The following is a 13,673-nucleotide window of genomic DNA, read 5'->3' as shown; positions in this document are numbered from 1 at the left end:
TCGACCAAGATCTGACAGCAGATGACAGATTTGACTTACGCGCCTTGTAGGTAAACGCTTACACGGTGAATGAATTCATGGGGGAACAATCAAACAGTACTGAAGTCTGAGCCCGGCCGCTGCAAAACACAGGAGGTATTGGCCGGCAAAAAGAGCTCAAAAAAAACCCGGTACCTTGCGGTACCGGGTTCAATTACTACAGGGAGCAGTCGGCTTACATCATGCCGCCCATGCCACCCATTCCACCCATACCGCCCATGTCAGGCATTGCGGGCTTGTCGTCTTCCGGCAGCTCGGCAATCATGGCTTCGGTGGTGATCATCAGACTGGCTACGGAGGCAGCAGCCTGCAGCGCACTGCGGGTTACCTTGGCCGGGTCCAGGATGCCCATCTCGATCATATCGCCGTACTCGCCAGTAGAGGCGTTGTAACCGTAGTTGCCGGTACCCGCCTTGACGTTGTTCAGCACCACGGAGGCTTCGTCACCGGCATTCAACACGATCTGACGGAAAGGAGCTTCTACTGCGCGACGCAGCAGGTTAACACCAACAGTCTGATCTTCGTTGTCGCCTATCATGCCTTCGATCGCCTGCAGAGCGCGAACCAGAGCTACACCACCGCCAGGTACCACGCCTTCTTCGACGGCAGCACGGGTTGCATGCAGCGCATCTTCAACGCGGTGCTTCTTCTCTTTCATCTCGACTTCGGTAGCAGCACCGACCTTGATCACGGCAACACCGCCGGCCAGCTTGGCCAGACGCTCTTGCAGCTTCTCTTTGTCGTAGTCGGAGGTTGTATCTTCAACCTGCTTGCGGATCTGACCAACGCGAGCTTCAATATCTGTCTTGGAGCCAGCACCATCGATAACGGTGGTGTTGTCCTTGTTGATCTGAATGCTCTTGGCCTGACCCAGGTGCTCGAGACCGGTATTTTCCAGGCTCAGACCCACTTCTTCACTGATCACAGTACCGCCGGTGAGAATGGCGATATCCTGCAGCATGGCCTTGCGACGATCGCCAAAGCCAGGCGCCTTGACCGCGGCAACCTTGACGATACCGCGCATGTTGTTGACTACCAGAGTCGCCAGGGCTTCGCCTTCAACGTCTTCGGCAACGATCATCAGCGGACGACCAGCCTTGGCTACGGCTTCCAGAGTCGGGAGCATTTCACGGATGTTGGAAATCTTCTTGTCGACCAGCAGGATGTACGGGTTATCCAGCTCGGCAGACATGGTCTCTGGCTTGTTGACGAAGTACGGAGACAGGTATCCGCGGTCAAACTGCATACCTTCAACAACCGACAGCTCGTTGTCCAGACCGGAGCCTTCTTCAACAGTGATAACACCTTCTTTACCTACACGATCCATGGCTTCGGCGATGATCTTGCCGATGGACTCGTCGGAGTTGGCAGAGATGGTGCCTACCTGAGCGATGGCGCGGGAATCGGCGCAGGGCTTGGCCAGATTCTTCAGCTCGGCAACGATAGCGATAGTCGCCTTGTCGATACCACGCTTGAGATCCATCGGGTTCATGCCGGCAGCAACGGACTTCAGACCTTCGGTCACGATGGCCTGGGCGAGTACGGTGGCAGTGGTAGTGCCGTCACCAGCATCATCATTGGCGCGCGAAGCGACGTCCTTGACCAACTGGGCGCCCATGTTCTCGAACTTGTCTTTGAGTTCGATTTCCTTGGCGACGGTTACACCGTCCTTGGTGATGATCGGCGCGCCGTAGCTGCGCTCGATCAGGACGTTGCGGCCCTTTGGCCCCAGAGTTGCCTTGACCGCGTCGGCCAGGATGTTGACGCCAGCCAGCATTTTGTTGCGGCCGGAGATACCGAATTTAACTTCTTTAGCAGCCATTTTTACTTTCCTTCAGTAATGTCGTTCAGAGAATGCCGGGAAATGCTTAACTCAGCTTTCCAGCACGCCGTAGATTTCGGACTCGCTCATGATCAACAGGTCTTCGCCGTCGATCTTGATGGTGTTGCTGCCTGAGTAAGGGCCGAAGACAACCTTGTCGCCTTCTTTAAGAGCTGGAGCACGGACATCGCCGCTATCCAGGATGCGGCCAGTACCGACGGCCAGCACAACGCCCGTGTTCGGCTTTTCTGCGGCGGAGCCAGGCAGAACGATACCACCAGCGGTCTTTGTCTCTTCTTCACTGCGACGAACCACTACGCGGTCGTGTAACGGACGGATTTTCATCGTTGTATCTCTCCCAATATTGATGTCAATTGCCGGCGAACCGGCCTCTCAAGTTAATCAGGCCTTGCGGCCCGAGGGACGCGCCAGAGGCAACGTCACTGTGCGGTAAGGTTCCACTGCTGAAACCTGTAGAACTTGTGATGCGTTAATGGGGCCCGGCGAAGCGATTTCAAGGGCTCAACGCAATTTTTTTCATTCCCGATCAGCCGGTTTTTTGTCCTCGACCTTCTCTTCCCGGCCCGACTCCCATTCGCCTTCGATGATATTATGCTCGCCCTCGCGCCAGACGCCGGGGCCATCAGGATCCCCCGGCTGTGGCTGCCCCCGGTGGCGCCAAGCCAACAGTAGACATACCAGCGCTGCGCCGTCGGTCAGCACCCCGGGGAATACCAGCAACAGGCCGGCAAGCACGCCCCACATGCCCGACTTGAGTACGCCAAAGGGGGAACTGTCGTGGGCCATGCGGGCCTGCAGTCGCTGCAGCATGCTCCAGCCCTGGGTTTGTATCACCGCCACACCGAGAACACCGCTGGCCAGGACCCATAACAGGGTCAACCCGACACCAATGGCCTGCCCGAGCAGGATCAGACCTGCCAGCTCGATCAATGGGATGGCCAGCAATAAAAAACGCAATAAGGGCATGCGAACCTCGAGCAATTGTTCCGTTAACTATGTATATGGGTGCAACACAGGCTGCTTTCAACCCGACACAGGAGCTGTCTTCAGACGCGATACAGGTCAAACGGTGACTAAAAATCGCTTGCCGGTATTCTAAAATGCATGTGACTCGGGCATGCTTGCGCCGCACAAGTTCCCATTGGCTATGAGGAGTGCCAAGCATGCAACTGAAAAACAGTGTGATCATTATTACCGGCGGCGGTCAGGGCCTTGGGCGCTCGATGGCAGAGTACCTTGCCGCCCGCGGCGCGCGTCTGGCGCTGGTCGATCTCAACCAGGAGCGCCTGGATGAGGCCGCCGAGGCTTGCAAGCAGGCGGGTGGCGACGCGCGCCCCTACATCTGCAATGTGGCGGACGAGGCGCAAGTGGTTGATATGGTCAGCCAGGTAGCTGCCGACTTCGGCACCATCAATGGCCTGATCAACAACGCCGGCATTCTGCGCGATGGTCTGTTGATCAAATCACGCGATGGCGAGATCCAGAAAATGAGTCTGGCGCAATGGCAATCGGTCATCGATGTTAATCTGACCGGCGTGTTTCTCGGCACGCGGGAAGTGGCCGCCAAAATGGTCGAGCTTGGCAGCACCGGCCTGATCATCAACATTTCCTCCATATCGCGCGCGGGCAATATGGGCCAGTCGAATTATTCGGCAGCCAAGGCCGGCGTGGCAGCCTTGACTGTTACCTGGGCCAAGGAACTGGCGCGCTACGGCATCCGCGTCGCCGGCATCGCCCCTGGGTTCATCGAGACCGACATGACAGCAGGGATGAAGCCCGAGGCGCTGGAAAAGATGACTTCCGGCATCCCGCTCAAGCGCATGGGCAAGCCCGAGGAAATTGCTCACTCGGCCGCCTACCTGTTCGAGAACGAGTATTACACCGGCCGTATTCTGGAGCTCGACGGCGGCATTCGCCTCTGAAAAAGCCGCTTGTCAGGGCCGCCCCCAAAGCGGCCCTGTTAGTCGAGCCAGCCAAGGTTTACCAGGTGCTTACCAACCCACTCCGAAACCTAATCGGTAACGGGTATGGTTGATGCTGTTCTGCGCATCTCCATCCACGTAATCCCATTCGGTAAGCAGGCTGAGCGAAGCCCAATTGTTGACCAGATAGCGTACGCCCAGCTCGGCATCAAGCCCGAAATTAATTGCCGGATCATCGGGAATCAGCGCCTCGGCGTTGTGAATCGCTTCAAAGCGTTTGCTGAACAGATAGCGGCGTAGCTCCCACTGCAAGCCCAGCGCATTGAAGGCGTTAATACTGCCATCGCGGTTTTCCAGCTCTACCCGGTCCAGCCGCGCCGACGTCTCGAAGCGTCCAAGGGCGTCGTTCCACCATTCGTAGCCTGGCCCCATACCGAACTGCTTGCGCCGGGCAATTTCACTGAGGTGATCTCGCTGGTAGCCAAGGGCGGTTTGCCAGAACCACTTTTCTTCAAAGAACCAGCTCAGATCATAATCGGCCTGCCACAGATGACGGCTTTTCACCTTGTCGCGGTAATCGCGCTCGAATTCACCACCCAGCACATGACGCCAGTCGCCGTGCCGGGCACGGGTATCGAACGCCAGATCAAGATCGCGCTGATCGGTAGTGGTGTTCTTGATATCCAGTGCAGCGGTAGCATCTGCCGACCACACCCAGTCCTCGATAACGGGTTTCGGCTCGAGCATCTGCTGGATCTGGCTTATCCTCAACGGCACGGGTTCCGGGCCGCCATTGATGACATTGATCACGCCGACCGTTTCCGACGCCGACACGGCGAGGGCCCGTTCTGCCTCGCCCGGCGTTTTTATCAGCAGAGCATGTTCTGATTCAAAGGTGCTGATATCCTCCACGGCTACCCGGATACGACCCGCCAACTCGGTATCCATCACCAGCTTCCCGCCTTCCAGCAATTCAATAGTGCCGCTGATACGATCCCCGTTATTCAGCCAGAGAGTGTCAGCGGTTGCTGAAGCAGGTAAGAACAACAAGGTAAAAAGGGCCAGCAACGGGCGACAACGCAGCATGTGAAACCTATATGATGGGGGGGCGGGCAACAGCGAGGCGCCATTATCCATGATTGAAAACCGAAAGCCAGCAGTCACCCAATATGACGCGAATCCCGCGACGCCAACCATTCGCGAGAGGTTCTGGCAGGTGCTGGCAAGCATTCCGCCGGGGCAAGTAACGAGTTACGGCCGACTGGCGAAACTGGCCGGCATGGGCCGGGGCGCCCGACTGGCCGGGCGTTGGCTGGGACAACTTCCAGAAGATACCAGCCTGCCCTGGCATCGTGTACTCAACAGCCAGGGGCAACTGTCATTACCGGCGAATCAGCCTGCCGGCCAAGAGCAATATCAACGACTGCTGGCCGAAGGTATTATCGTCACCAACCGCCGCGTCGACATGAAACGCTATGGCTGGCCGGACTGAACAGAACCCACGGGAGCTGCATGAACGACGCTGAAAAAACTGCAACACAACCCTCGGCAAGGGAGGAACACGAGGGCTTGCGGGTCTATCTCAAGCCACGTGTACTCGGCATGCTGTTTCTGGGCTTTTCCGCAGGCCTGCCGCTGTTGCTGGTCGGCGGCACCTTCAGTGCATGGCTGCGAGACCTGGGCGTCGAGCTGACGGCCATCGGTTTCCTGAGTTGGGTCGGCATGGCGCATTCAATCAAGGTGCTCTGGGCGCCGTTGATCGACCGCGCGCCACTACCGTTGCTCAGCCGCTGGCTTGGCCGTCGTCGAGCCTGGATGTTGCTCGCCCAGGTGGTGATTTCAATTGCTCTGCTCGGCATGGCTTTTACCGATCCCAAGGAAAACCTCACGCTGGTCGCGCTCTGGGCAGTACTGGCAGCCTTCGGCTCGGCAACCCAGGACGTGGCGATTGACGCGTATCGAGTTGAGGCCGAAGCCAAGCATCGCCAGGGCGCGATGGCCGCCACCTACGTGACAGGCTATAGGGTTGCCATTCTCGCGGCAGGGGCCGGCGCGCTGCATCTGGCTTCTCTGGACAGTTGGACCGTAGCCTATGCTGCGATGGCGGTCCTGATGGGGGTAGGCATCATCACCACGCTGGTAATCGCCGAACCCGCGGTGCACGTCACGCAATCGACCCTGCGTCTTGAGCAACGAGTCAGTGATTATCTGGCGCACACGCACCACGCGGGATGGCGCAAGGACCTGACGGCCTGGTTCATCGGCGCGATGGTCTGCCCATTCGCCGAATTTTTCCAGCGTTATGGCAAGGCCGCGCTGGTGATCCTGCTGTTTATTGCCACCTTTCGCATCAGCGACATCTTCATGGGCGTGATGGCCAATCCATTCTATCTGGATCTGGGATTCAGCAAGGCCGAGATTGCCAACATCGCCGCCGCCTTCGGTCTGGGCATGACATTGCTGGGGGCAGCTCTGGGTGGGCTGCTGGTCGCCCGTTTCGGTATCGCGCCGATACTGCTGCTCACCGCCTTCATGGCGCCAGCAACCAACCTGACCTTTGCCTGGTTGGCGCACATCGGACCGGAACAATACGGGCTTATTCTTGCCATCGTTGCCGACAACATAACCGGCGGGCTGGCCATTTCGGTCTTCATCGCCTATCTGTCGAGCCTGACCAATACCGCCTACACCGCGACGCAGTACGCGCTGTTCAGTTCGATCATGACCCTGCCGGGGCAATTCGCTGCAGGATTCACCGGCATGCTGGCTGCCAACACCGGCTGGGTGACTTTCTTCATGCTCACTGCGCTGACAGGCCTGCCAGCAATCGTTCTAGCCTTTATGCTAATCAAAGTCGCTCACCCCGACAGATTGAAACGCCCGGGCATCGACTGAACCATCCTGTCAGAACAAAAAACGGCGCCTGCAGAGACGCGGCGCCGTTAAAGGAGCTAATGAGAGTCTCGCTATCAGAAATTGTAGCCAACCCCCACGCTGTAGAAGAGCGCTCCATCGTCGTAACGGTCATCGGCATCGCTGGCACTATCAAACAGAAACTGATATTCCACCAGGCCAGCGATAAAGACATCTTCCTTGACCCAATGCTTGATACCGATCTCGGGGCCCGCGATAAAACTTTCCTCGACCTGTTCACCGTAAACGCCGCCGATGCTGGCTCCGATGAAGGGACGGGTAGCCCCGGTACCGAAGTGATAATCATAGAAAATCCGTGTTGAGCCATCGAAATTGGTTTCCTCCCCTTCGGTGTCGCTGACACTGATGCTCTGACGGATACCCCAAAGCGAAGACGGGCTCAGGTATTGCCCCCAGCTGCCCTGCAAAGCAAGGGTGTTCTGATCGAAGTCCTTGTCACTCGTGCCAGCTCCGCTCAATGTGATTTCCCTTTCGCCCGTGGTAGGCGCTGCTCCGGCCATGACCGGAATCATTGCGGCCATGATCAGGGAAGTTTTAAAAAGTCGATTCATGGAAATATACCTCCGGCCTGGTTGACTTGGACGTGCCCGAGGCACGCCATCAATGCTCTTGACAGAAGGTTTTCGCAGACGTTCACACTATTGTACGAAAAACAGACAAAAAAAAGCCCGGCATTGCCGGGCCATGGTCATTCTGCCTTCGATCACTGCGACGCTTGCGCAACCATATGCACAGTGCGCTGGGGGAAGGGGATAGTAATGCCTTCCTGATCAAAGCGTTCCTTGACCAGTTCCTGCAGGCCCCAGAATACGCCCCAGTAATCGTCGGTCTTGGCCCACATGCGCAGCGACAGGTTGACCGAGTTGTCGCCGAGTGACACCAGCCAGACGACGGCTTCAGGATCCTTGAATACGCGCTCGTCAGCATTGGCCAGCTCAAGAAGGAGCTCGCGCGCCTTTTTCACGTCATCGCCATAATCGATCCCGATATTCAAGTCCACACGACGGGTCGGTTGGCGAGAATAGTTAATGATATTGCCATTGGACAATGCGCCGTTGGGGATGATGATGGTCTTGTTATCTGGCGTTTTCAAAACGGTATTGAAAATCTGAATACTGTCGACGGTTCCGCCCACACCCTGGGCCTCGATGTATTCACCGGCCCGGATAGGACGCACGATCAGGATAAGCATGCCACCAGCAAAGTTGGCCAGGCTGCCCTGCAGCGCCAGACCGATCGCCAGACCAGCCGCACCGATCAGGGCGATAAAGGACGTGGTTTCCACGCCGACCATGCCGGCAACGCTGACCAGCAGAATGACTTTCAGCCCAATACCGACCAGCGCGCCAATGAACCCGTGTAGGGTCCGATCTATGTTGCGCTTCTCCATCAGCACATGTACACCGCCGACCAACCGGCCGATCAGCCACCAGCCAATCAGCAGTGTCACTATGGCCAGCAGCACCTGACTGCCGTACTGCATCACCATTGGCAGCCAGGCTTCCTGGAGCTCCTCCAGCTGCGTCATTACATCATCCATCCGTACTACCTCTCTCTGTCATTCGTCCTAGTCGCGGAAATTATTGAATTGCAGGGGCATCTCCATATCTGCGCCGCGCAGCAGCGCCATGACCTCCTGCAGATCGTCACGTTTCTTGCCGGTGACGCGCACCTGCTCACCCTGGATCGCAGCCTGCACCTTGGCCTTAGATTCCTTGATCAGGGAAACGATTTTCTTCGCCAGCTCCTTGTCTATGCCCTCCCTGAGCTGTACATCCTGCTTGACCTGCTTGCCTGATGCAAAGGCCGGCTTGACTTCCAGACACTGGATGTCGATCTTGCGCTTGACCAGATTGAGCCTGAGAATCTCGAGCATCTGCTCCAGTTGAAACTCCGCATCGCCAGTCATGTGTACAAGCAATTCCTTATCCTTGAATTCGAAGCTGCCCTTGCCCCGTAGGTCATAGCGACGATCGAGGTCCTTCATCGCGTTTTCCACGGCATTGGTGACTTCATGCTTGTCCAGTTCCGAGACAACATCAAAAGAAGGCATGCATTTACCTCAACTAAACAGGATATTTATGACATATATTGCAAAACAACAGCATAGGTTCGTGGCATTATAACCTGAACATAACAACAGACTGGGAGTCTCGTCATGCCCAACCCGCAACTCAGCATCATGGTGGTGGATGACACCAAGTTCAGCAGTGCGGTCATTGGCCATAACCTCACACGCGCAGGTTATGCCGATATCCGATTTGCCAGCTCCGCGATGGACGCGCTGGCAATGCACGAAGAACGCCCAGCCAGCGTGATGGTCGCTGACTGGCTGATGCCGGAAATGGATGGGCTGGAGTTGACCACCAGAATTCGTCAGACCGACGAGCAGACCGATCACTACACCTACGTGGTGCTGCTGACCGCGCGGGAAGGCGATAACGTGCTGAGTGAGGCATTTGACCGCGGCGTAGATGACTTCATCAGCAAATCGTCGATGAACGAACAGCTCCTGCCCCGTATCTACGCCGCCGACCGCACATCGCAGCTGATCAACCGTCTGCTTGATGAGAACCAGCTTCTGGCCACCAACAACAGTCAGCTAGAAGAGCACAATCTGGTCGACAGCGTCACCGCATTGGGCAATCGTCGCTATGCCCTGCAGCGCCTCAACGATATTCTGCGCAATGTCGAATCCCGCGGCGGTATCTGCTGCACCCTGGTACTCGGCGTGCAAAACCTGGAAGAGCTGACCGGCCGACTGGGACAAAGCGTTCAGCAGGAGTTACTCAAAGGCATCGCCCGGCGCCTGCAGCAGCTAGTCCGGCCTACCGATGTAATTGCCCGGGTGGGAGCCAGCACTTTTGCTATTGTCACGCTGGCCGAAGACCCGGCCGACTGCAAACCGGCCAGCTTCAAGCGACTGCATGACGGCTTGAACCTCAAAGCGTTCAAGACCAGTGAAGGCTACCTTACCCTGCGCGCCGGCATGGCGCTGTGTGCCGTGAACGACAAACAGGCAGTGCCCGCTGCCGGCCAGCTGCTCGATCTGGTGGAAACACACCTTGGCGCCGCCTACGAAACCAGCCTGATTACCGATGTGCGCTGGCCAAAGGCCAGCTGATCCCTGTGCGCTTCGACATTCTCGGCCCGGGCAGTCTCGGTCTTCTCTGGGCAGCCCGGCTGGCGAGCGCGGGACACAGCGTGAGGCTGCTTGTGCGCACCCCCGAAGCGTTCGAGCACTGGCAAGCCATTGGCGGCAGGCTGATCTTCGAGCATGACAACATCCGCGAAGAACTTGAAATAGAAATCTGCCTGGACCCCGGAACCGAGCCGCTGCACCGCCTCGTCGTCGCCACCAAGGCCTACGCAGTGCCTTCGGCGCTGAATCCCCTGGCGCATCTTCTCGGCCCCGACAGCACGCTGGTCATGTTGCAGAACGGGATCGGCAGTCAGCAATATGCCCGGGAGCTGTGCAAGGACAGTCAAGTGCTGTGCGCCAGCGTCACGGACGGCGCCTGGCTGCGCGCGCCCGGCCACGTAGTATGGGCAGGGAAAGGGCTGACCCGCATTGGTGACGAAGCAGGCGGCCCTTGCCCTCCCTGGCTTGCTGCACTGGCACCGCCAGCCCTCGACTGGGTTTGGGAACAGGACATTGCCCAGGTGCTCTGGCAGAAACTGGCGATCAACTGCGCAATCAACCCGTTTACGGTGCTGCATGACTGCCGCAACGGGGAGGTGCCCGCCCGGGCCGGAAGCGAGCTGGATGCACTGATCCGCGAGCTGAAGGCACTTTTGCACAGCCAGGGTTTCGCGCCGCAAGCCGCAGAGCTTGCCCAGGTGGTCGCCGATGTCATCCGGCGAACCGCCCTGAACAGCTCTTCGATGCGCCAGGACGTGCACGCCGGCCGGCAGACCGAGATCGACTACATTATCGGCTATGCCTGCCGCACGGCTGTCCGGGAGGGAATAGGGGCGCCGGTGATGACGGGACTGTACGCCCGCCTGAAGACACATCTGGCAATGCATGGACTGGCGAACAATTGAAAGCGTGCTTTGCGCCGCCGGACAGACCGGCTAGGCTTTAACGCTGCGCAGCATTTCGACTATCCAAAGGGCACTCGCATCATGGGCTTTCGCTTGAGCAAACTCTATACCCGTACCGGCGACAAGGGTCAGACCGGCCTGGCCGACGGCCGCAGAATCGACAAGGACCATCCGCGTATCGAAGCTATGGGCAGCGTTGACGAACTCAACAGTTCGCTCGGCGTCCTGATTGCCGATCTGCAGGCGCAGGACTTGACCTCACTGTGCGCGGCGCTGGCGCCCGTCCAGCACCGCCTCTTCGATCTCGGAGGCGAGCTGGCGGTACCGGGTCACGATATCATCGGCGAGGCTGACGTGAAGGATCTGGAAGAGTTGATCGACCACTATAACGCCGATCTCGAGCCGCTGAAGAACTTCATCTTGCCGGGCGGCTCGCGTTGTATTGCCAGCGCCCATCTGGCGCGCAGCATATGTCGGAGAGCAGAACGGCGATACCTCTCACTGGCAAGTGAAGAGGCGGTGAATACCCAGGCGAGAATTTATCTGAACAGGCTGTCGGACCTGCTCTTCGTGCTGGCCCGCACCATCGCAAGACTGGAAGGGACACCCGAAGTGCTCTGGCAATCCAAACCCAAACCGCAAAGCTGAATCAAACCCGGCAGGGGCGCCGAATGTCGCGCCTCCCCGCCTTTGCGCGGTTAAACCCTGAATGCGCTGATTATTTGCTGTAGCTCCTTAACCAGCTGGCCCATGCGGTTGCTCGACTCTTCGGTCTGACGTGCGCCTTCGGCGGTCCGATCGCTGACCTGGTTTATCTCGACGATGTTCTGATCGATATCGTGACTAACCGCGGTCTGCTCTTCGGCCGCGGCCGCGATCTGCTCGCTCTGGTCGACAATCTGATTGACTGCCTTGAGGATATTGCCCAGCGCATCCTGCACCTTGAGCGAGGAGTCAACAGTAGCTCCGGTCATGCCGTGGCTGGCGCCCATGGCCTTGACCGCTCCATTGACCCCGCTCTGCAGACGGGCAATCATCTGTTCGATCTCCTCGGTAGATTGCTGCGTGCGCCGCGCCAGCGTGCGTACTTCATCGGCTACCACGGCAAAGCCGCGACCCTGCTCACCAGCTCTGGCCGCCTCGATGGCGGCGTTTAGCGCCAGCAGATTGGTTTGTTCGGCAACACCCTTGATCACTTCCAGCACCCGACTGATGGAAGAGCTGTCATCGGCCAGCTGGTTTATCGCCTTGACCGAATTTTCGATTTCCCCGGCCAGCTTCTCAATGCCATCGACTGAGGACTCCACCAGTTGACGACCGGCCAATGTTTCCTTGTTAACCAGACCGGCGCTGGTTACCGCGCTTGCCGCACTGCGCGCCACTTCCTGCGAAGTGGCGGACATTTCGTTCATCGCTGTTGCTACCTGCTCGATCTGCGAGCGCTGTGAGGCGACCGCGCGGCTGCTCTCACCCGAGATAGTCTCGACCTGCTGCGACTGCTGATCCACCTGTCCAGCGGTCTGGCTCACGCGAGTAATCAGGTCGCGAATACGCCGCACCGTGTCATTGAAATCGGAGGCCAGAGCACCCAGCTCGTCGCGACTTTCCACCTCGACATGCACCGTCATGTCGCCATCGGCCACCTGTCCCATCAGCTCGGACAGACGCTTGAGCGTGCGCCGCGTCGCCATGTAGAAACCGGCGTAGAGATAGATGATCAGAAGGCCGACAGCCGATAGCGAGATGATCAGAATAGTCATCGCCCGCATGTTCTCGCCCAGCCGCTCGGTCAGAACCTGACCAAGTGTCTCGAGCACCGCCTGATTGAAGGCGTAGGTTTTATCGATCTCGGCGGTGATCTGATTGAAATAGTCCAGCCAGCCTCCACTGAGGGAACTGGCAAGGATGATATCGTCCTCGAAAATGCGCGCTGCCACGTCGAGACTCTCCAGGCTTACCTGCCCGGCACTGCGCAAGCCGCCAAGCTCTTCGCTTGCCAGAACCAGCCCGAGGGTCTGTTCATAGTCGCTGCGCAGCTTCTGCATGCTTTCAAACAGGTCGTCCATGTCGCGGCTGGCGTCGGAATTCAGATAGCCGAGACCGATCGAGTAGGCGCCTACCGACCGCCCGCTACCCAGGGCCTGGGTAATCGGTGGGGTGACATTGATCACCAGATCGGAAAGCTGACGAATATTGCGGTCATAATCCTGTGGCAAGCCAGCGTAGGCGGCGCTGAAGTTGAGTAGTGAAGACAGCTCGCCAAGAGCCAGACTGGTCAGCGCGCCCCGGTTGCGGACCGACTCCTTGGCAGCTTGCTGATAGGCTTCCACCAATTCATCGCGCTTGGCCAGCAGCTCGCTGGCTTGTGGATCCTCAGGATCCAGATCCAGGCCTCTCAGCGCATTGACCACCTGGTTGCGCAGGACCTCCGTACGTTGCTCCAGGTCAGCAGCGTATTCGCCCTGCCCGAGCTGCCCGAGAATCACATCCAGATCACGGAGCATTTCCGCATCGCGCATGATTGACACGTTCTGTTCGACCAATGTCATGCCGTCGAGTGCCCGCTGGGTAATCTGCACTCGCTCGTACGCCTGCTGTACCAGCATGCTGCTGACGATACCCAGGGGAACAAAGAACAGAACGCTGATCAGGCAGAACTTCATGCCATAACTCAAACGATTCATCAACGCTATGGCAGGAGCCATAAGACTATTCACGCATGCTTCTCCTCAAATACATCTCCCGCCAAGCACGGAAGAAGCCCATCTGGCAAAGACCTGATATCAGGTCTTTGATTTATTATACTGGCTGGTCTGACGCCACCGTGTTTCTTCCTGTATACCACCGCTCGGGCAGAACCCAACCTGCTTCGATTGTCTCACCCTGGG

At 58.0% G+C, this 13,673-nt stretch carries 14 protein-coding genes; 6 read left to right on the top strand and 8 right to left on the bottom strand.

The genetic code is table 11. The annotated features are described in order from the left end of the window. Positions 1-214: 214 nt before the first annotated feature. From groL to ABYA88_RS02555, 3 genes are all read right to left on the bottom strand, one after another. Entirely contained in the window at positions 215-1,861 is a 1,647-nt protein-coding gene (groL, locus tag ABYA88_RS02565) for a chaperonin GroEL (RefSeq protein ID WP_373185225.1), read from the bottom strand. Between the two features lie 51 nt (positions 1,862-1,912). After that, on the bottom strand, positions 1,913-2,206 hold the full coding sequence (locus ABYA88_RS02560; protein ID WP_373185223.1) for a co-chaperone GroES: 294 nt from the start codon (positions 2,204-2,206) through the stop codon (positions 1,913-1,915). A 192-nt stretch (positions 2,207-2,398) separates the two neighbouring features. After that, complete coding sequence (locus tag ABYA88_RS02555) at positions 2,399-2,848, bottom strand: FxsA family protein (RefSeq protein ID WP_373185221.1); 450 nt, start codon at positions 2,846-2,848, stop codon at positions 2,399-2,401. 197 nt (positions 2,849-3,045) lie between these two features. Here ABYA88_RS02555 and ABYA88_RS02550 point away from each other — a divergent pair, with 197 nt between their 5' ends. Next, positions 3,046-3,804 carry an SDR family oxidoreductase gene (locus ABYA88_RS02550; protein ID WP_373185218.1) on the top strand — a complete coding sequence of 253 codons (759 nt, stop codon included), beginning with the start codon at positions 3,046-3,048 and terminating at the stop codon, positions 3,802-3,804. A 69-nt stretch (positions 3,805-3,873) separates the two neighbouring features. Here ABYA88_RS02550 and ABYA88_RS02545 read toward each other — a convergent pair whose 3' ends face one another. Further along, positions 3,874-4,890, bottom strand: a complete 1,017-nt coding sequence (locus ABYA88_RS02545; protein WP_373185216.1) for a DUF481 domain-containing protein — start codon at positions 4,888-4,890, stop codon at positions 3,874-3,876. Positions 4,891-4,939: 49 nt separating this feature from the next. Between ABYA88_RS02545 and ABYA88_RS02540 the strand changes: the two genes are divergently transcribed. Together ABYA88_RS02540 and ABYA88_RS02535 are read left to right on the top strand one after the other, a co-directional pair. Next, complete coding sequence (locus ABYA88_RS02540) at positions 4,940-5,296, top strand: MGMT family protein (RefSeq protein ID WP_373185214.1); 357 nt, start codon at positions 4,940-4,942, stop codon at positions 5,294-5,296. 20 nt (positions 5,297-5,316) lie between these two features. Then, positions 5,317-6,699, top strand: a complete 1,383-nt coding sequence (locus tag ABYA88_RS02535) for an MFS transporter (protein ID WP_373185212.1) — start codon at positions 5,317-5,319, stop codon at positions 6,697-6,699. 74 nt (positions 6,700-6,773) lie between these two features. Here ABYA88_RS02535 and ABYA88_RS02530 read toward each other — a convergent pair whose 3' ends face one another. The 3 genes from ABYA88_RS02530 to ABYA88_RS02520 all read right to left on the bottom strand — a co-directional run bounded on the left by ABYA88_RS02530 (position 6,774) and on the right by ABYA88_RS02520 (position 8,791). Further along, complete coding sequence (locus ABYA88_RS02530; RefSeq protein WP_373185210.1) at positions 6,774-7,289, bottom strand: hypothetical protein; 516 nt, start codon at positions 7,287-7,289, stop codon at positions 6,774-6,776. A gap of 152 nt (positions 7,290-7,441) precedes the next feature. Continuing rightward, a complete protein-coding gene (locus ABYA88_RS02525; protein WP_373185208.1) occupies positions 7,442-8,278 on the bottom strand; it encodes a mechanosensitive ion channel family protein in 837 nt (278 codons plus the stop codon). Positions 8,279-8,305: 27 nt separating this feature from the next. Next, positions 8,306-8,791 carry a YajQ family cyclic di-GMP-binding protein gene (locus ABYA88_RS02520; RefSeq protein ID WP_373185206.1) on the bottom strand — a complete coding sequence of 162 codons (486 nt, stop codon included), beginning with the start codon at positions 8,789-8,791 and terminating at the stop codon, positions 8,306-8,308. A 105-nt stretch (positions 8,792-8,896) separates the two neighbouring features. Between ABYA88_RS02520 and ABYA88_RS02515 the strand changes: the two genes are divergently transcribed. The 3 genes from ABYA88_RS02515 (at position 8,897) to ABYA88_RS02505 (ending at position 11,433) form a co-directional block, all read left to right on the top strand. Continuing rightward, positions 8,897-9,862 (top strand): response regulator, encoded by a 966-nt coding sequence (locus ABYA88_RS02515; protein WP_373185203.1) that lies wholly within the window; start codon positions 8,897-8,899, stop codon positions 9,860-9,862. A 5-nt stretch (positions 9,863-9,867) separates the two neighbouring features. Beyond that, positions 9,868-10,785, top strand: coding sequence for a 2-dehydropantoate 2-reductase (locus ABYA88_RS02510; RefSeq protein WP_373185201.1), 918 nt, complete (start codon positions 9,868-9,870; stop codon positions 10,783-10,785). 81 nt (positions 10,786-10,866) lie between these two features. Further along, positions 10,867-11,433, top strand: coding sequence for a cob(I)yrinic acid a,c-diamide adenosyltransferase (locus ABYA88_RS02505; RefSeq protein ID WP_373185199.1), 567 nt, complete (start codon positions 10,867-10,869; stop codon positions 11,431-11,433). A 50-nt stretch (positions 11,434-11,483) separates the two neighbouring features. Here ABYA88_RS02505 and ABYA88_RS02500 read toward each other — a convergent pair whose 3' ends face one another. Further along, positions 11,484-13,502 carry a methyl-accepting chemotaxis protein gene (locus ABYA88_RS02500; RefSeq protein ID WP_373185196.1) on the bottom strand — a complete coding sequence of 673 codons (2,019 nt, stop codon included), beginning with the start codon at positions 13,500-13,502 and terminating at the stop codon, positions 11,484-11,486. Positions 13,503-13,673: the final 171 nt, after the last annotated feature.

Origin of the sequence: Halopseudomonas sp. (genome assembly GCF_041579695.1) — a bacterium.
Classification (GTDB): domain Bacteria; phylum Pseudomonadota; class Gammaproteobacteria; order Pseudomonadales; family Pseudomonadaceae; genus Halopseudomonas.
This window is presented reverse-complemented; position numbering and strand designations above follow the sequence as displayed.